This window comes from Pseudomonas sp. TNT2022 ID642 (assembly GCF_028656995.1).
GTDB lineage: Bacteria > Pseudomonadota > Gammaproteobacteria > Pseudomonadales > Pseudomonadaceae > Aquipseudomonas.
The window spans coordinates 262,844-279,228 of sequence record NZ_JAMDGW010000012.1 but is presented as its reverse complement, the minus strand read 5'-3'; the positions used below and the strand labels follow the sequence as shown (position 1 = coordinate 279,228).

Below are 16,385 nucleotides of genomic sequence, written 5' to 3'. Positions count from 1 at the left end.
CGGCGGCCAGCAACCGCGCCCTCCCCGCTGCCAGCGGTCTGCGCGGCAACACGCCCTCTGCGAAAAAACCGCCTGAACGCTTACAATCGCCGGTCTAATCGCCAATCAGACAGGCTCATCCAGAAATGCCGCTCGACCCACCTACGATGTTGACCATTTCCATCGCCCTCGCAGCCGCCGCCGCGCTGTATCTGGCGATTGAATGGCGCAGCATTCGTGAGCCTTCGCTACTGTTCTGGAGCGCCGGTTTCGCCACCATTACCGTCGGTTCCACCCTGGCCCTGTTGCGCAGCAGCGGCTTTTTGCTGATCGGCATCTGGTTCGCCAACGGCTTGCTGGTGACCGCACACTTCCTGTTCCTGCTTGGCGTGGCACGCTTTACCCAGATACGGCTGTCGCCGTCCTGGTATCTGATCTTCGCCACTTGGCTGGTCATGCTGCTGTTGCCGGACGGGCCGCTGTGGTCCAAGGTCATGCTCGCTGCCAATTCGCTGCTGGTGGCGCTGTCGACCCTCAAGGCCAGCTCGCTGCTGCGCCCCCACGGCAAGTCGCTGAGCGTGGGCGCGGTGCAGTTGCGTTACGTTCTGCTCGGTCACGGGATCTTCTATGTGGCCAAAGCCCTGACCGTGGTGATCCCCGGCACGCTGATCGATCTGGCGGCGTTTCGTGGCGAGATCATTCAGATTTCCCTGGTCGAAGGCGCGATGGCGATCATGTTGATTGCCCTGTCGATGACCGGCACCGAACGTTACCGCCGGGAAAAACAGATCGCCCGCCTCGCCGAGCGCGACCCGCTGACCGCCCTGTACAACCGCCGCGCCCTGGAAAAGCGTGCACCGCGCCTGCTCGAACACGTATCGCCCGAGCATCCCGGCGCCTTGCTGCTGATCGACATCGACCATTTCAAACTGGTCAACGACCAGTACGGCCACACCGCCGGTGACCGCTTGCTCATCGCCTTGAGCGAAATGATCCGCTCGGTGCTACCGCGCAATGCACTGACGGCGCGCCTGGGCGGTGACGAGTTTGTCATCCTGCTCAGCAGCGCATCGAGTGAGCGCGTCATGGAACTGGGCAACACATTGCGCGAGCAGTTTCTGAGCACCACTTCACAGACATTCCCCACTACCGCCGCCGTGACCCTCAGCATCGGCGCCAGCCTGTTCGACCACCCGCCCGCCAACCTGACGGCACTGATCGAGCAAGGCGATGCGGCACTCTACGAATCGAAACGCGGCGGTCGCAATCGACTGCGCCTGACCGGACTCACCACGCCAGGATAATAAAAACCATGTCCAGCCTCGATACTCCCCTGCAAGACCTCGCCGCCCCCGAAGGCGTCTGCTACGGCTGCGGCGGCCGCAACCCGCACGGCCTGCACGTGAAAAGCCATTGGCATGAAGACGGCGTGCACGTCATTGCCGAACACCTGCCGGAGGCCAAGTACTGCGGCTGGCCGGATCTGGCCTACGGCGGCCTGATCGCGATGCTGGTCGACTGCCATTCCAACTGGACGGCAATGGCGTACCACTACCGTGCAGAAAACCGCAAACCCGGTAGCCTGCCGCGCATCGACTGCGTCACCGGTAACCTCGGCATCAAATTCATCAAGCCGACACCGATGGGCGTGACGCTGACTCTGCGCGCGAAAGTCGAGGGTGACGTCGGGCGCAAGACCCGGGTGATCTGCGAGGTGTTTGCCGGGGAAGTGCTGACGGCGGTGGGCGATTCGGTGTTTGTGCGTGTCGATACCGGGCAATTGGCCGACGCGGCACACGGGCGATAAACCTGGCGAGCCTGCCTGGCTTGTCGAACCGTTACCGGCAGGCCCTGGCGACTGTTCAACTGACCACAGCCCCTTTGGGGCCGCTGGCAATCAGGGCGGCGCCACAAGCGGTTTTCATGCCGTCCAACGCCACAGGCGTGCCATCAACGGTGTAAGTGCTACTGCCCTCGGCGATGGGAAAAACCCCTTTGCACAGAGGGCAGCTTACATTGTGTCCGACACCGGCAATGGGCTTGCCATTGAGATCGGTTCGAGAGAATGCTTCAAGGACCGTGCCACCATGCGTGGTGGAGTCACCCAAGCGAATCGCGTCTTTCACAGCATCACTCCTTTGCCGTTCAATCAGGCCCGACGGTCTGACCTTCGCCCCCTCATTCTTCAATCTCCCACGCCAATCCCGGGTCCGCGGTGCCGTGTTCGCAAAAATACAGCAACGCTTTCCGGGCACTTTCTTTGTCGACAACCTGGTTTTTCGGGTAACTCCCGGACTGCCCACCGACGACGACATCAACCGTCTCATCGCTTGATGCATCAGGAGTGGTCAGTGTGTAAAGCTTTTCGTCGACGTTGACCGCGATAAACACAACATAGCGATGGTCGTTCCCCCCGCCCACGCTCATGTAGTTATCGTCATCGAGCAAAAACAGTGTCGAACTGCACGCCTTTCCATCCAGTCGATCCAGAGTTTCGAGTACCTTTGCGCGGTCGGGACTCAAGTGCTCTCGCTCTTTGAAAGTCTCGCCCTTTGCTTCGTCTTCTAGGATTTTTTCCAGCTTCATGATCACTACTTCGTTGGTGTGTAAGTTCGGCTGCCACTGGGTGAATGCACGGTAATATTACATCCCAGATTTCGAGCCAGTGAACGAATTCCCCCTGCGCCCGGCAACCCGCAAGCCTTGCACGGATCGCGGTCGACCCACATTTCGGCACTTTCGGCTTTACCTGCCATGCCCGCATTCACGGCATGTTGCACCGCTTCAGCCTCCGCGTGGGTTTTGGTTTGCGCATTTACCCGGTCGAGGGTAATCGCCGTCTTGGGATTCTGGTCACCTGAGTTTATACCCTCGAAACTCTGACCATTGACCCTCAATAAAGACAATGTCGATGTGTCATTGGCAGAACCTGCGACGGGTAGACCCAAGGCTTTCCTGCGGTCAGCCAGTCGCTGCCGTGGATCACAGGTTTCCAGGCCCAGCGGATCGATCCAGCCCGTCGGGTTTGGTGCATAGGCATAAAGATTCAAGCCACCGGCATAGCTGATCGGGTCTTTGCTGATGAAACGACCGACCTGCGGATCGTAGTACCTGTAGCGGTTGTAATGCAGGCCCGTCTCATGGTCATGGTACTGCCCCTGAAAACGCAGTGGATTCGTCAGCCCCTGTTGCCTGGCCCAATCTGAACGCTGCTCCTGAACTTGACCCCACGCCTTGTATTGCGCACTCCAGACGATTTCACCTCGCTGGTCAGTCAGTTCCTGTGGCGTGCCCAAGTGATCGCACTGATACCAGCTCAACTCATCGATCGGTTGGGCCTTGGGTGCGTGGCTCCACAACGGATCATCGTCCAGTCGATATTCGTCGCTGTAGTCGGGCTGCTCCGACAGTTTGATTGCCTGATGCCGCAGTGCCTGAGCGACAGGCACAAAGGTGCCAGGCTCGTACACGTAATGCACGGTACGACCATAGTCACCATCCACCTGTGCCAGGCTACTTTCCCAGGCTAGAACGTCACCGTCCCAACCATACAACGTGAAGCCGCAACCCGACTCGCGCTGCTTGCGTGCGTATTCGTGATGGTTCCATTGAGAGCCGGCTTCAGGGTGCTGTTTAAAGTGCGCACGGGAGTGTTTGTAAACCCTGCGGCCCAGCGCATCATAGGCGTAATCGACCTCCAGACGGGCGTCGTCAAAATGCACCAGACGGTCGAACAGATCCCAGCGCAGCCGGCTGTAACTGCCGTTATGCCAGCGCTGGATCAGGTTGCCCCGCTCGTCATACTCATAATGAGTGCCGGCGTACTCGCGCAGCAGGTTATCCAGAAGCTTGCTGCGGGTCGGGTCCTGATCCAGCGGGCGTCGGGTTTGCCGGGCCGTTTCGTCGAGCAGATTGCCAGCCGGGTCGAAGGCGAAGGTTTCCACACCCAGGCGACTGCTCGCCTGAAGCAGACGACCGATCGGATCGTATTGATAAGCCAACGTCCCTCGGCGGGTATCGTCAATACCGCGCAACTGACCTGCCGCATCGTACTGATACTCGCGTTTGAGCACAGTGCGCTTATCGTCGGCGCGTCCCAGCAGTTGCTCCTGCAAACCTCCGGCGGGGTCCCACTGCTGGGTTTGCAACAGATGATTGCCCTGATGCCGCGCAACTTCACGATGCAGGTCGTCGCGCTCGAAACCGATAAGGTCATGTTCATCGAGGCGCATGCCCAACAGATGACCGCTGCCGTAAGTCAACCAACTGACCCGATGACCGTCCGGACGCAGCGTGGCCACTCGCTGATTGAGCGCATCGTATTCATGTCGCCAGATCGCGACCGAGGGTTTTTCCAACCCCAGAAAATGCTGATGTTCGCGCAGCAGGTTGCCAGCCGGGTCATGGAACCACTGCAAGCGGCTCTGATCGTTACAGGCAAGCACCAGGTTGCCGTTACCATCGTAGGCGAAGGTTTCCGCTTGCGACTCGCTGCCCAGCGTCGCCAAACGGCTGATCATCCGGTTCATCGGGTCGAACTGGAATTCGGTCAGGCGCTCGCCGTCGCGAATGGAGGCCAATCGCCCGGTCTCGGTGTCATAGCGATAGTGTTTGCTGCGCCCATCGAAGCCGGTTTCATGGAGCAAGCGCCCCACCGGATCGTACTCGAACTGCACCCGCTGCTGGTTCTCGTTTTCCAGGGCGGTCAGCCGCCCCAGTCGGTCCCAGCGATAGCGCAACGTCTGCTCCGTGGCATCCACTCGCTCGGCCACCAGCCCCGCAGCCGTGTAACGCCAGGAGGTGCAGCGGTCCAGCCCGTCGACATGGGCCAGCAAACGACCTTCAGCATCGTAAGTGAAACGTTCTTCGGTTTTATCCGGATGCCTGATCAGCACCCGCTGGCCGGCACGGTATTGGTACTCGGTGCTTTGCCCGGCCGCGTCGGTGAAGCAAATCAACTGCCCAAGACTGTTGTACTCCCAGGTACTGGCCTTGCCGGAGCAGTCGGTATATTTCGTCAGTTGACCGGCATCGTTGTATTCAAGTTTCTTCTCGGCGCCGTTGGCGTCCTTGATCGCTTTGAGCAGGCCTGCCGAGGTGTAGGCGTATTCGGTCTGGTTGCCCAATGGGTCAATGGCTTTCTCCAGATTGCCGTGAGCATCATAGTCGCGCAGCCAGAGCCCGCCTTCGGCGTCGCTGATCTTGATCAACTGATCTTGATCGTCATACGCAAAATGCACGACGGTGTCGTCGGCACGAATATGCTCAAGCACATTGCCCCGTTCGTCATAGCTGAAGCGGTCGATGCTGCCGTCGGTGTGCACATGGCGCACGACGTTTTTCGCCTCATCGCGAAACAGCCATTCCGAGCGTTCATCCGGGTGCCGAATGCGATAGGTGTAGCCAAGGATGTCGTAGTAGTGCCAGGTCTCGTTGCCATGGGCATCGGTGACATACGTCAGGCGGATGTTTTCGTCCCACTCCAGCCGGGTATCGAAACTGCCGTCATCCGCCCATTCGCGGACGGCTTTGGCATCAGCGCCCTGACCTTGCCATTGCAGGTTCATCCCGCGCCCGGTGCGATCGGTGTAACGCGTGACCAGATGGTGCTGGTATTGATAATTCCAGGCCGCGCCGTTTTCATCCTGAGCCTGGATCAGATCACCGCTGGCGTCGTAGCGATAGGCACACAATTGACGCTTGGGTGCACCGTCGCGAATTTCCCAGAGACCGATCAGGTGCCCTTGCGCGTCGAGCAGGGTGCCGAGCTGCAAGTGGACGTTGCTGATATCGCCTTCGTAGGTAATCAGATCCGACAACACCGCCTCGTCGTCATGACGGTGTTCGTAGTGAAGCATGACCCCGGCACCGCTGCGCAGGACGATACCGATCAGCACGTAACGCTGACCGCGGCGCACGTAGGTTTCCTTGCGCTCGATACCGCTGCACAGCACCAGCCGGTTTTCGTCGACCCGCACCAGCGTCAGGCTTTCAACCGGGTCGTAATGGGCCTCACCGACTTTGGGCAGTGGGTAGTTGTGGCTACGTCCATCTGCCGCGTGAAACACCAGGCCGTCATCGACGCGATCGAAACGGGTGGTGAATTCGGTAATCCAGCGAGCGCCCATGCCCCCTTTGTCATAGGCCTCCAGGCGCGAGTAATACGTGCGCGTCCAGTTGATCGGGAACGGGCCCGGCAGGCTGAAATCAGTGTGACGGAAAGTCTCCGAGCCCATCGAGAAACTGATGCTGTGCGCGGTAATCGGGCACACCACGTTTTTTCTGCAATTAGGGTCGGCTTTCGCCCCGGCTTGCTTGGACTGCATCTCAAGCTGACCTTCCCCGGCCTTGCGCTTGGCCTGGGTGGTGCCGCCGGGTTTGACGTTCGTACTCTGACCATGCGCCTTGCGCTTACGCCAGGTGACCACGGCGCCACCGAGCATCTGCAACAGCCAGCCGATGGAGTGTTGAACACCCGGATCGCTGAGCTTCTTCAGCTGTGTTCGCAGCTCTACGCCCAAAGTCCGCAGCATGGACGTATTGCTGAGCACCAATGCCTTGGCTTTTTCCGGCAGCAGGTTTTTCGCTGCGCTGTTGGCTACGCCTTTGCCGGCGGCCTTGTAGGCACTGAACGCTGCACCGAAGATGTTGCCGATGGCCGCTTTGGGGTCATGCAGTAACTGGCTGCGCGCCGCCGTGATCTTTGAACCCGCAGCGTTGAGGTCGCCCTTGGCATCGAGTTTGCCATTGACGACGGTTTCCAGCCCCTTGGCAATCTCGTTCACCGCGCTCTGGCCCAGTTTGCCAGCGTCGTCGAGAATGCCAGCGAGTTTGGGCTGCGCCTGTTTTACGAAGTCATCGATCGTGCCGACAATGGTCGCGTTCAAATGCCCGATCAACACTTCGATCAGCGAATCACCCAGAAGCATCTTCGCGCTGTTACGCAGTTCCTGGCGCACCAGGCCCAATGTCGGACGCAGCGTCATGCGTGCCGATGCCATGGTTGGAGGGGCCGGCAGTACGCCAATCAGGTTGATCCCCAGGCTGACCCAGTCCAGCACTTGGCGCTGCTTGCTTTTGGCCAGGGTCACGATGTCGCCAAGGGCGTCGACCAGCGCCATGATGTTACCCACCACCGGCAAGGCACCGGCAACGTTCTTCACACGGTCGAGCGTGACAACCCCGCCACTGATCGACTGCAGCCAGGCATCGAATTTGGCGGCGCCGCGACCGACGTCTTGAATATCGATGGTGTTGAGCGGAACGACAGCAACCTGGGGTTCACGTTTTTTATCGGGCGCAGGAGTCGGAGTAGTCATGACATGAACTCATCTGGCAGCAAGCTTGAGGCCGGACTCAGGCCGGGCGTTTGAATCGCGTTTTTGGGCAACGAAACGGCAGGCAAACTCGGCAACTTGCCGTTCTTGCTCGCGGCGCCGAGGATGCTCGACGCACTCGGCAACGCCGCACTCGCCAGTTTCGGCAACCCGGCCACCCCGCCCTGCACAACCCCCTTAACCTGCTGCGCTGTTTGCATCGCACCTTGCGCGGTCTGCATCGCACTCATCCCTGTTTGCGCCATGTCCTTGCCCTTCTCCAACATGTCCCAACTCTTGCTCGGCAAGACCTGCGCGACCATGGCTTGCACCTGACTTGGCACGTCTTCGGCACCCGGTGGATTCAACGGCCACTCCGGTTTGCCGATGTAACTGCCATCGCTCCACGTATCTGCTGGATCCTTGCCGAACAGCACCCGTGCCGGCCCCGGCGCAGCGCCGGCGACGCTGGCAAAACCCTTGCCGTCGAGCTTGCCCTTGATGCTTTTGCCCAAGGCATCGATGACTTCGTAATCCCCCTCTTTGATGCCCTGACGCCCGGCGTACTGGTTGAACAATTCCAGGTTGCCCTTGCCCGGTTTCGGCGGTTCCGGGAATACCCCGGCGAGACTTTTCGCGCCGGTGTAGGCGAAGTTCGCCGCGTGCGCGGTGTAAGGGCCGCTGGTGGCGTGGGTGATGCCGCCGGCGTTGTAGGTGGTGGCGCTGCCACCGCCCTGGATCACCAGTTCGGTTTTCGCAGTGATGGTGATGCGATCGGCATTGGCGGTGATGTTGAGTTTGGCCAGCAGGTTGATGCTGTCCTTGAGCGCACGCACGTCGATGTCGCCGGAGGCCGCGACCAGCCGCCAGCCCATGCTCTGCACGAACAGGCGCATGCCACGACTGGCGCTGGCCAGCAGGCGTTTGCCGATCGACAGGCTGGTGTGGCCGGTGCTGCTCAGCGCCAGATGTTCGCCGGTGGCGATGTGGGTTGAGCGCGGAGTGGTCAGGGCGATGCCGGCTGGGCTGGCGAGGACAAGATGCGGTTCGGTGAACTCGGGGAATTCGTTGGCGGTGAGGTTGGCCGGTCCACTGCCGAGCACGCCTTGATGCTGGGCATGCAATGCCTTGGCGACGTCGTCCTGATCGCCCGCCTCTTGGGCTTGCAACTCTTTGGCTTGAACGGCGAATCCGTCCTGCTGATCGCTGGCGGTGGCGAGGCGTTCAGCGGTTTCCGGCAGATCTTTGTGGTGCTTGGATTCGTTTGGACGCGGCTCGGTGGTGATCAAAAGACCGGCCGCCGCACGCACCGCACCGTGGCGATCGGTTCTTAGTTCAAAACCTTCACCACGCGGCTGACCACCGCTCGGGCGCGGATGGGTCAGGTAACCGAGGTTGATCGCACTCGCACCGTGGTCACTGCGCAGCGCGATGCTGATCTCGCTGGTGGTGTCGTCGATGCGCAGTTCGTTGGCGCGGCTGCCCTTGTATTCCTTGCTCTTGACCGTGGCCAGGGTCTTGAAATCCGGCAGTTTGTAGGGCGGCAGATTGGCGCCGTGGTACAGGCAACCGGTGATCAGCGGTTGATCGGGATCGCCTTCAAGGAAGGTGATCAACACCTCCATGCCGACCCGTGGAATATTGATCGAACCAAAAGTCTCGGCGGCCCAGCTCGACGCCACGCGCATCCAGCAACTGGTCATGTCGTCGTGCTTGCCTTCGCGGTCCCAGAAGAACTGCACCTTCACCCGGCCGTACTGGTCGCAGTAGATCTCTTCACCTTCGGGGCCGCAAACCACCGCACTTTGCGTGCCGAGGACTTTCGGTTTCGGGTGATCGAGCGGCGGACGGTACGGCACGTCCCACGGGATCGCGCTGAAGCGGTTGCGATAGCCCTGGTGGAAATCGTCCTTGAGGTCGGTGGTGTCGCTGGTCACCGACTCTTCGAGCACTTGCGGTTGTTTGCCTTCGTGGAAGATTTCAGTGAGCAGCCAGAGGTCGTTCCACGTCGGGTTGGCGTGGTCGGTCAGGGCAAGGAAATGCCCGCTGACGAGGATCGGCTGATCGCTGTTGCCCTCGGCCAGACGATAGTCGCTGCGATGCCGTTCCAGTGCGCGATTGGCCAGGTGTTTGCCACGCTCGCGATCGACGAAACGGCCCGGGTAATCGTAGTCTTCGAGGTCCGGTTGCGCGCTGCTTTTGGCGTCGCTTTCCAGCTCGATTTTCGGTTTGACGAAGTCGTAATCGCGCCGCGTGGTGCGGCTGGTGCGGGTGGCCAAACGCAGGCCGAAGCGCTTGACCACCGGTTTGTCGGCGACCAGTCCGGAGTCCTGCTGATAGGCCACTGGCGCCAATTTCGGGAACACCGTCTGGTCATCACCGAATGTCAGCTTGTGGCCGCTGGACGTGTGCTGGAAGTGGTAGTGAATACCTTCTTCCTCGCACAGCCGCTGGATGAAATCCAGGTCCGACTCGTCGTACTGCACGCAGTAAATGCGCTCGGGATAAATCGCGCTGAGCTGGAAGTGGTAATCGCTGGCGAGGATGCCGTGTTCTTCCAGGACCTGGCTGATGATCTGCTGCACGGTCATCTGCTGGAAAATTCGCTGATTGACTCGATGCGCGAGGTACGCGAGTTGCGGGCGCAGGGAAATCTTGTAGCGGGTCAGACGCTTGCCCGCCTCGCCCTGGGCGATGCTGTAGACCAGCCCGTGAATCCCGCTGCCGCTCGGCGACAGCTGAAGAAACGCCAGTTTGTGCAGCACGCTTTCGAGGTTGATCGAGGCCTTTTCGCTGACCAGTTCCAGCTCGAATTCAAATGGCGTGTTGAGGGCCTCACGACCGGTGAACGACAGCACTTGAAAGTCACTGTCGATGCCATCGACGGTCAGATTGAAATGAGGCTGGTTGGCCGGTGAGAACATTCCCTTGTCCCTCGCGCAGTGCTGCGACGCGCCTCAGGGTGCATGAAACTGAGGCGAAGAATTCCTTGATCGAACAGTGAACTCGACCAGTCAGACTGGTCGAGTCGGTATCACTATCAGCCGCGATTAAACGACTGGAGCACGCCAGTCATCGGAACCCGAAGTGCCGGAGACTTCGTGGGTCCAGGTGATTTTGCGGTAGGTGAACTGCACTTCTTCCAGGTGAGTGAAGTGCGCGTTGCCTGGATCCTGGCAGTTGTGCATTTTGTTGTTGATGGCGACGATGATCGCGTCTTCCAGTTTGGTGGTGTAGTAGTGCTCTTGGGTGCCTTGCGCCGAAGTGCGGTACCACTGGATAACGATTTCGCTCATGCGCTCGCCGGAAGTCAGCGCCGCTTGCAGCAGCGGCGAAGCCTTGTCATAGACCTTGGTGATGACCACTGGCTTGTGCACGCGCTGACCGGTTGGCTGACCGGATTGCGGGTCACGCGGGATGATCACGTCGTGGGTGAAAGCCTGAACCATCACCTGGTCTTCGTGGCCTTCTTGAAAGGTGTTGCCAACGGAATCGGCAGTAAATGCGCCGGCAGTGATCAGGCCTTGTTTTTCGCCAGTGACGGACATGTAAGCGGGGGTTGCCATGGAATGCTCTCCTTGCTCAAAAGACACAAGTGACAGGCACCATTGCCTGTCCGTGCGAGTTTGGAGATATCAAATTTCATGCCAGTCATTACATTGCCATTGTTCATCAACAACTTGTGTAAACAACTTCAACAGAAGTAGCTATTGCAGCCAGGAAGAGTCGTCGTAAGTGCGCAACTTCTTGCGCAGTACTGCGCAAGAAGTTGCGCACTTGGCTGCACGCCCTGAACGGCGTGGCCTGTAGCGGTTTTCAGGGATGTTTTCTGGAAACAACTGCGCAACTTCTTGCGCAGTTGCTAAAAAGCGTTTTTATCGTCAATCGACGAAAAATCTCCAGATAGCCTTACTCTCGTTGACGTTGCATCAACGCAGTTTTGCTGAATAGGCAAAACATCGCGCGTAAAGAAAAGCCAGGCAACTGCCTGGCTTTTCTGGTCAGCGGAAATAATGTAGTCAGTGCGAAGAAGCTGTCACATTCGCCCGCGCCGAATGCAGCTTTTTATAGCTCTCGATCAAGCGCAAATGCCGATCCAGCCCTTCCAGCTTCATGCTCGTCGGCGTCAGGCCATAGAAGCGCACGCTGCCGTTGACCGAGCCAATCGCTGCATCCATACGCTCGTCACCGAACATCCGGCGGAAGTTGGCTTCGTAGTCTTCCAGCTCCAGATCTTCATCCAGCTCCATCTCCAGCACCACGTTGACCGCTTGATAGAACAAGCCGCGCTCAACGGTGTTGTCGTTGTATTGCAGGAAAGCTTCAACCAGATCCTTGGCCTGTTCGTACTTCTGCAGGGCGAGGCAGATCAGCAGGCGCAGTTCCAGAATGGTCAGCTTGCCCCACGGCGTGTTGTCGTCGAACTCGACGCCGATCAGCGTGGTGATCTCGGTGTAATCGTCCTGCTCGCTGTTTTCCAGACCTTGGGCGAGGTTACGCAGGCCGACCTTGCTGAGGTTGTGCAGGTTGAGGATGTCGGCGCGGAATTGCAGGGCTTTGTTGGTGTTGTCCCAGATCAGGTCTTCGACCGGGTAAATCTCCGAGTAGTCCGGCACCAGAATCCGGCAGGCCTTGGCGCCGATGTGCTCATAGACCGCCATGTAGACTTCTTTGCCCATGTCTTCAAGGATACCGAACAGCGTCGCGGCTTCTTCGGCGTTGGAGTTTTCGCCAGCGCCTGAGAAGTCCCACTCGACGAATTCGAAGTCCGGTTTGGCACTGAAGAAGCGCCACGACACCACACCGCTGGAATCGATAAAGTGCTCGACGAAGTTGTTCGGTTCAGTGACGGCCTGGCCGGAGAACGTTGGTTGCGGCAAGTCATTGAGGCCTTCGAAACTGCGGCCCTGCAACAGTTCGGTGAGGCTGCGCTCCAGCGCCACTTCCAGGCTCGGGTGCGCGCCGAACGAGGCGAACACGCCGCCGGTGCGCGGGTTCATCAACGTCACGCACATCACCGGGAATTCACCGCCCAGCGACGCATCCTTGACCAGCACCGGGAAGCCCTGCTCTTCCAGACCTTTGATGCCGGCGAGGATGCTCGGGTATTTCTCCAGTACTGCTTGCGGCACGTCCGGCAGGGCCATTTCGCCTTCGAGGATCTCGCGTTTGACCGCGCGCTCGAAGATTTCCGACAGGCACTGCACCTGCGCTTCGGCGAGGGTGTTGCCGGCGCTCATGCCGTTGCTCAGGTAGAGGTTTTCGATGAGGTTGGACGGGAAGTACACCACCTCATTGTCCGACTGGCGCACGAACGGCAGCGAGCAGATGCCACGCTGGGTGTTGCCGGAGTTGGTGTCGAACAGGTTCGAGCCACGCAATTCGCCGTCACGGTTGTAAATCTTCCGGGTGTATTCGTCGAGGATCTCGCTCGGCAACTCATCTTTCGGACCGGGCTTGAACCATTGTTCGTCCGGGTAGTGGACGAATTCGGCGTTGGCGATTTCTTCGCCCCAGAACTGGTCGTTGTAGAAGAAGTTGCAGTTCAGGCGCTCGATGAACTCGCCCAGCGCCGAGGCCAGTGCGCCTTCTTTGGTCGCGCCCTTGCCGTTGGTGAAGCACATCGGCGAATGCGCATCACGGATGTGCAGCGACCAGACGTTGGGCACGATATTGCGCCACGAAGCGATTTCGATCTTCATCCCGAGGTCGGCGAGGATGCCCGACATGTTGGCGATGGTCTGCTCCAGCGGCAGGTCTTTACCGGCGATGAAAGTACCTGCGTCCGAACCGGCCACTGGCATCAACAGCGCCTGGGCATCGGCATCGAGGTTCTCGACTTCTTCGATGATGAATTCCGGGCCGGTCTGCACAACCTTCTTCACCGTGCAGCGGTCGATGGAACGCAGGATGCCCAAGCGATCTTTCTCGGAGATGTCCGCCGGCAACTCGACCTGGATCTTGAAGATCTGGTTGTAGCGGTTTTCCGGGTCGACGATGTTGTTCTGCGACAGACGAATGTTCTCAGTCGGGATGTTGCGCGTGTCGCAGTACAACTTCACAAAGTACGCCGCACACAACGCCGACGACGCCAGAAAGTAGTCGAACGGACCCGGTGCCGAGCCATCGCCCTTGTAGCGGATGGGCTGATCAGCGATCACCGTGAAGTCGTCGAACTTGGCTTCAAGTCGAAGGTTGTCGAGAAAGTTGACCTTGATTTCCATGCGGGATTACCAGAATACGGCTAAACGAATGGCGGCCATTATCCGGTTTTTGCGCGGGAAGTCTTGCCCTTTCGGGATTGGCCGCTGATCGGCGTCCTGCACTTGGGAAGACAAATCACGCGGCGTTCACTACGCTTTCAGAGCAGTCGCCGAGAACATTCTGAACATTGCGCCCGCGCCGTGGTTCTAGATTCAGAAGACAGCGGATCAAGGACGAGCACATGGACCTTTCCAGCTATGCAGCCCCGCTTCCACCGCGCCAGAGCGCCGTCACCCGCCGCCTGGCCTTCGCAGTCGGGGCGCTGTTTGTCAGCGGCGTGATCGCGGCGGCGGTCGCTTTGCTGGGTATCGCCGAGCGCCTGGACAGCGAAGAGGTCAACAAAACCCGCTTTTACTCGGCTCGCGCGCTGGAAAACCGCATCACTGCCGCGAAGAACTACATCACCAGCTACGCCTACTGGACCACCGCCTACGAGCATTTGAGCGGTGAGGTCGACACCGATTGGGCCTACACCGAGCAGAACCTCGGCAAAACCCTGTTCACCAGTGACGGCTATGACGGCGTGTTCGTCCTCAACCGCGAAGGCACCCGTTACGCGGTGGTGCGCGGGCAGTTGGTCGATGCCGAGCTGTCCGCGTTCGTTCAGGTGAGTGCCACGGAGTTACTCGATCAAGTGTTGGGCCAAGGTGATCTGACCAAGCCAGTCAGTCGCTATTCACTGTTCGAAGGCTGGCCGGCGCTGGTGTCGACGGCGGCGATCATACCCAACGATGAGCGGCCCCTGGGCGATCCGCAGACCTCTTCGGTGCTGGTATTTGTCGACAAACTTACGCCGACCAAATTGCGCCTGATCGGCAGCGGCTATGGCTTGAGCAACCTGACCTTGGCGCCGGATGAAACCCTTGAACATGACCGCCCGCGAGTGCCGCTGGACAGCACCGGTTACAGCCTGATCGCTGATCTGGAACGGCCCGGGCAACATTTATTGTGGTCATTGCTGCCGCCACTCGGCGCGACGATTGTGGTGCTGATGCTGCTGACCGCGTACTTCTTCCGTCATGCTTTGCGATCATCGCAATACGTCGACCAGAGTTTTGCCGTCATGCAAACCTCCAATCAAGCGCTGGAAAACGCCAACCGCGAACTGGAAGCCAGCGAAGAACGCTTTCGCGCCGTGGCCGAAGCCGCGTCGGACTGGATCTGGGAAGTCGACCGCCACCTGGCGCTGACATACCTGTCGGCGCGCTTCAGCGAAGTGACCGGTTACCCGCAAACCCTGTGGCTGGGGCAGGACATCGGCCACCTGTTGAGTTGCGACACCACGCCACTGGAACTCTGGCTGAGAAACCTGACCGAGGAAAACAGCACCAGCGACCTGCGTTGCACCTACCGCGATCACTCCGGCCAGCAACGCCACTGTCGGTTGTCCGCGCGGCCGATCTTCGACAAGCACACGGTTATTGGCTATCGCGGCACCGCCAGCGACATCACTGACGAAGTCGCCGCCCATGCGCAGATCCAGCATCTATCGATGCACGACGCCCTCACCGGCCTGCCCAATCGCAACAAACTCGCGCGTTATCTGGATGACGCGCTGTTGCTCAAGGAGCACGCGCCGCCGCTGACGCTGCTGATGATCGACCTCGACAACTTCAAACCGATCAACGATTCACTCGGCCATCCGGCCGGTGACGCGGTACTGCAGGAAGTCGCTGTGCGCCTGCATGAATGCACCCGCGAACATGACATCGTCGCGCGACTGGGCGGCGACGAGTTCATCGTGGTGCTCAATGGCATGGACAGCCCGCATGAAATCGACAAGTTCTGCACCCGCCTGATCGGCAGCCTGCATCAACCGGTGATCTTCGAGCATCATCCACTGCACATCGGTGCCAGCATCGGCATCGCACTTAGTCGCAGCCACGGCTACGTACCCAGCGACCTGATCCGTTACGCCGACATCGCCCTCTATCAAGCCAAATCCGAGGGCAAAAACACCTGGTGTTATTTCGAAGCGCACATGAGCGATCAGATCCAGACGCGCCGGCAAATGGAAGATGACCTGCGCCATGCGCTCAAACACAACGAATTCATCCTGCACTACCAGCCGCGCTACAAGGTCGATGGCAAGCACATCGTTTCGGTCGAAGCGCTGGTGCGCTGGCAACATCCGACCAAGGGCTTGCTGGGGCCGGACTTGTTCATTCCATTGGCGGAGCAGACCGACCTGATCGTCCCGCTCGGGCGCTGGGTGCTGCGCGAAGCGTGCGAAACCGCGCTGGGTTGGCCCGAAGACATACTGCTCTCGGTCAATCTGTCGCCCGCGCAGTTTGCCGTCAGCGATGTGGTTGAGGATGTTCGTGAAGTGCTGGTGCAAACCCGTTTTCCGGCCAGTCGCCTGGAACTGGAGATCACCGAAAACGTGATGCTTAACGACACCGACGGTGCGCTGACCACCATGAACGCCCTGAAGGAACTCGGTGTGCGCCTGAACATGGACGACTTCGGCACCGGCTATTCATCGCTCGGTTACTTGCGTGCTTATCCGTTCGACGGGATCAAGATCGACAAGCGTTTCATCGCCTCGATCAGCAGCGGCAGCAATGATCGCGCGGTGGTGCAAGCGATTATCGGCCTGGGCAAAGCCATGGGCCTAACCGTCACCGCCGAAGGGGTCGAGACCGAAGAGCAACTGGATATTCTCGGGGTCGATCAATGCAATGAGGTGCAGGGTTACTTCATGAGTCGGCCGATCGACAAAGCAGCGTTTGCGCGGTTGCTACAAGATTCCAGAGGTGCACAGTTGATAGCCAAGAAGGGTCGTGTGACCTGAACGGCTACAGGGTGGATCAAGCGCTGAAGCCG

9 protein-coding genes are annotated in these 16,385 nt (G+C 59.4%); 3 read left to right on the top strand and 6 right to left on the bottom strand.

Annotated features, from left to right (window positions below; translation table 11 throughout):
- The first annotated feature begins 125 nt into the window (after positions 1–125).
- Entirely contained in the window at positions 126–1,283 is a 1,158-nt protein-coding gene (locus tag M5G26_RS13540; RefSeq protein ID WP_134177177.1) for a GGDEF domain-containing protein, read from the top strand.
- An 8-nt stretch (positions 1,284–1,291) separates the two neighbouring features.
- Entirely contained in the window at positions 1,292–1,786 is a 495-nt protein-coding gene (locus M5G26_RS13535) for a PaaI family thioesterase (RefSeq protein ID WP_273915698.1), read from the top strand.
- 55 nt (positions 1,787–1,841) lie between these two features.
- Here the strand turns inward: M5G26_RS13535 and M5G26_RS13530 are convergent, their stop codons facing one another.
- From M5G26_RS13530 to M5G26_RS13505, 6 genes are all read right to left on the bottom strand, one after another.
- Positions 1,842–2,105, bottom strand: coding sequence for a PAAR domain-containing protein (locus M5G26_RS13530; RefSeq protein WP_273915697.1), 264 nt, complete (start codon positions 2,103–2,105; stop codon positions 1,842–1,844).
- Between the two features lie 52 nt (positions 2,106–2,157).
- Positions 2,158–2,565 carry an Imm1 family immunity protein gene (locus M5G26_RS13525; RefSeq protein WP_273915696.1) on the bottom strand — a complete coding sequence of 136 codons (408 nt, stop codon included), beginning with the start codon at positions 2,563–2,565 and terminating at the stop codon, positions 2,158–2,160.
- 5 nt (positions 2,566–2,570) lie between these two features.
- Positions 2,571–7,298 carry an RHS repeat-associated core domain-containing protein gene (locus tag M5G26_RS13520; protein ID WP_273915695.1) on the bottom strand — a complete coding sequence of 1,576 codons (4,728 nt, stop codon included), beginning with the start codon at positions 7,296–7,298 and terminating at the stop codon, positions 2,571–2,573.
- Positions 7,295–10,219, bottom strand: coding sequence for a type VI secretion system Vgr family protein (locus M5G26_RS13515; protein ID WP_273915694.1), 2,925 nt, complete (start codon positions 10,217–10,219; stop codon positions 7,295–7,297). The genes M5G26_RS13520 and M5G26_RS13515 overlap by 4 nt, the downstream gene beginning before the upstream one ends.
- Before the next feature lie 126 nt (positions 10,220–10,345).
- Positions 10,346–10,861, bottom strand: a complete 516-nt coding sequence (locus M5G26_RS13510) for an Hcp family type VI secretion system effector (protein WP_008084998.1) — start codon at positions 10,859–10,861, stop codon at positions 10,346–10,348.
- Between the two features lie 453 nt (positions 10,862–11,314).
- A complete protein-coding gene (locus tag M5G26_RS13505; RefSeq protein ID WP_134177182.1) occupies positions 11,315–13,519 on the bottom strand; it encodes an OsmC domain/YcaO domain-containing protein in 2,205 nt (734 codons plus the stop codon).
- A gap of 221 nt (positions 13,520–13,740) precedes the next feature.
- Here M5G26_RS13505 and M5G26_RS13500 point away from each other — a divergent pair, with 221 nt between their 5' ends.
- A complete protein-coding gene (locus M5G26_RS13500) occupies positions 13,741–16,353 on the top strand; it encodes a bifunctional diguanylate cyclase/phosphodiesterase (RefSeq protein WP_273915693.1) in 2,613 nt (870 codons plus the stop codon).
- The last annotated feature ends 32 nt before the right edge of the window (positions 16,354–16,385 follow it).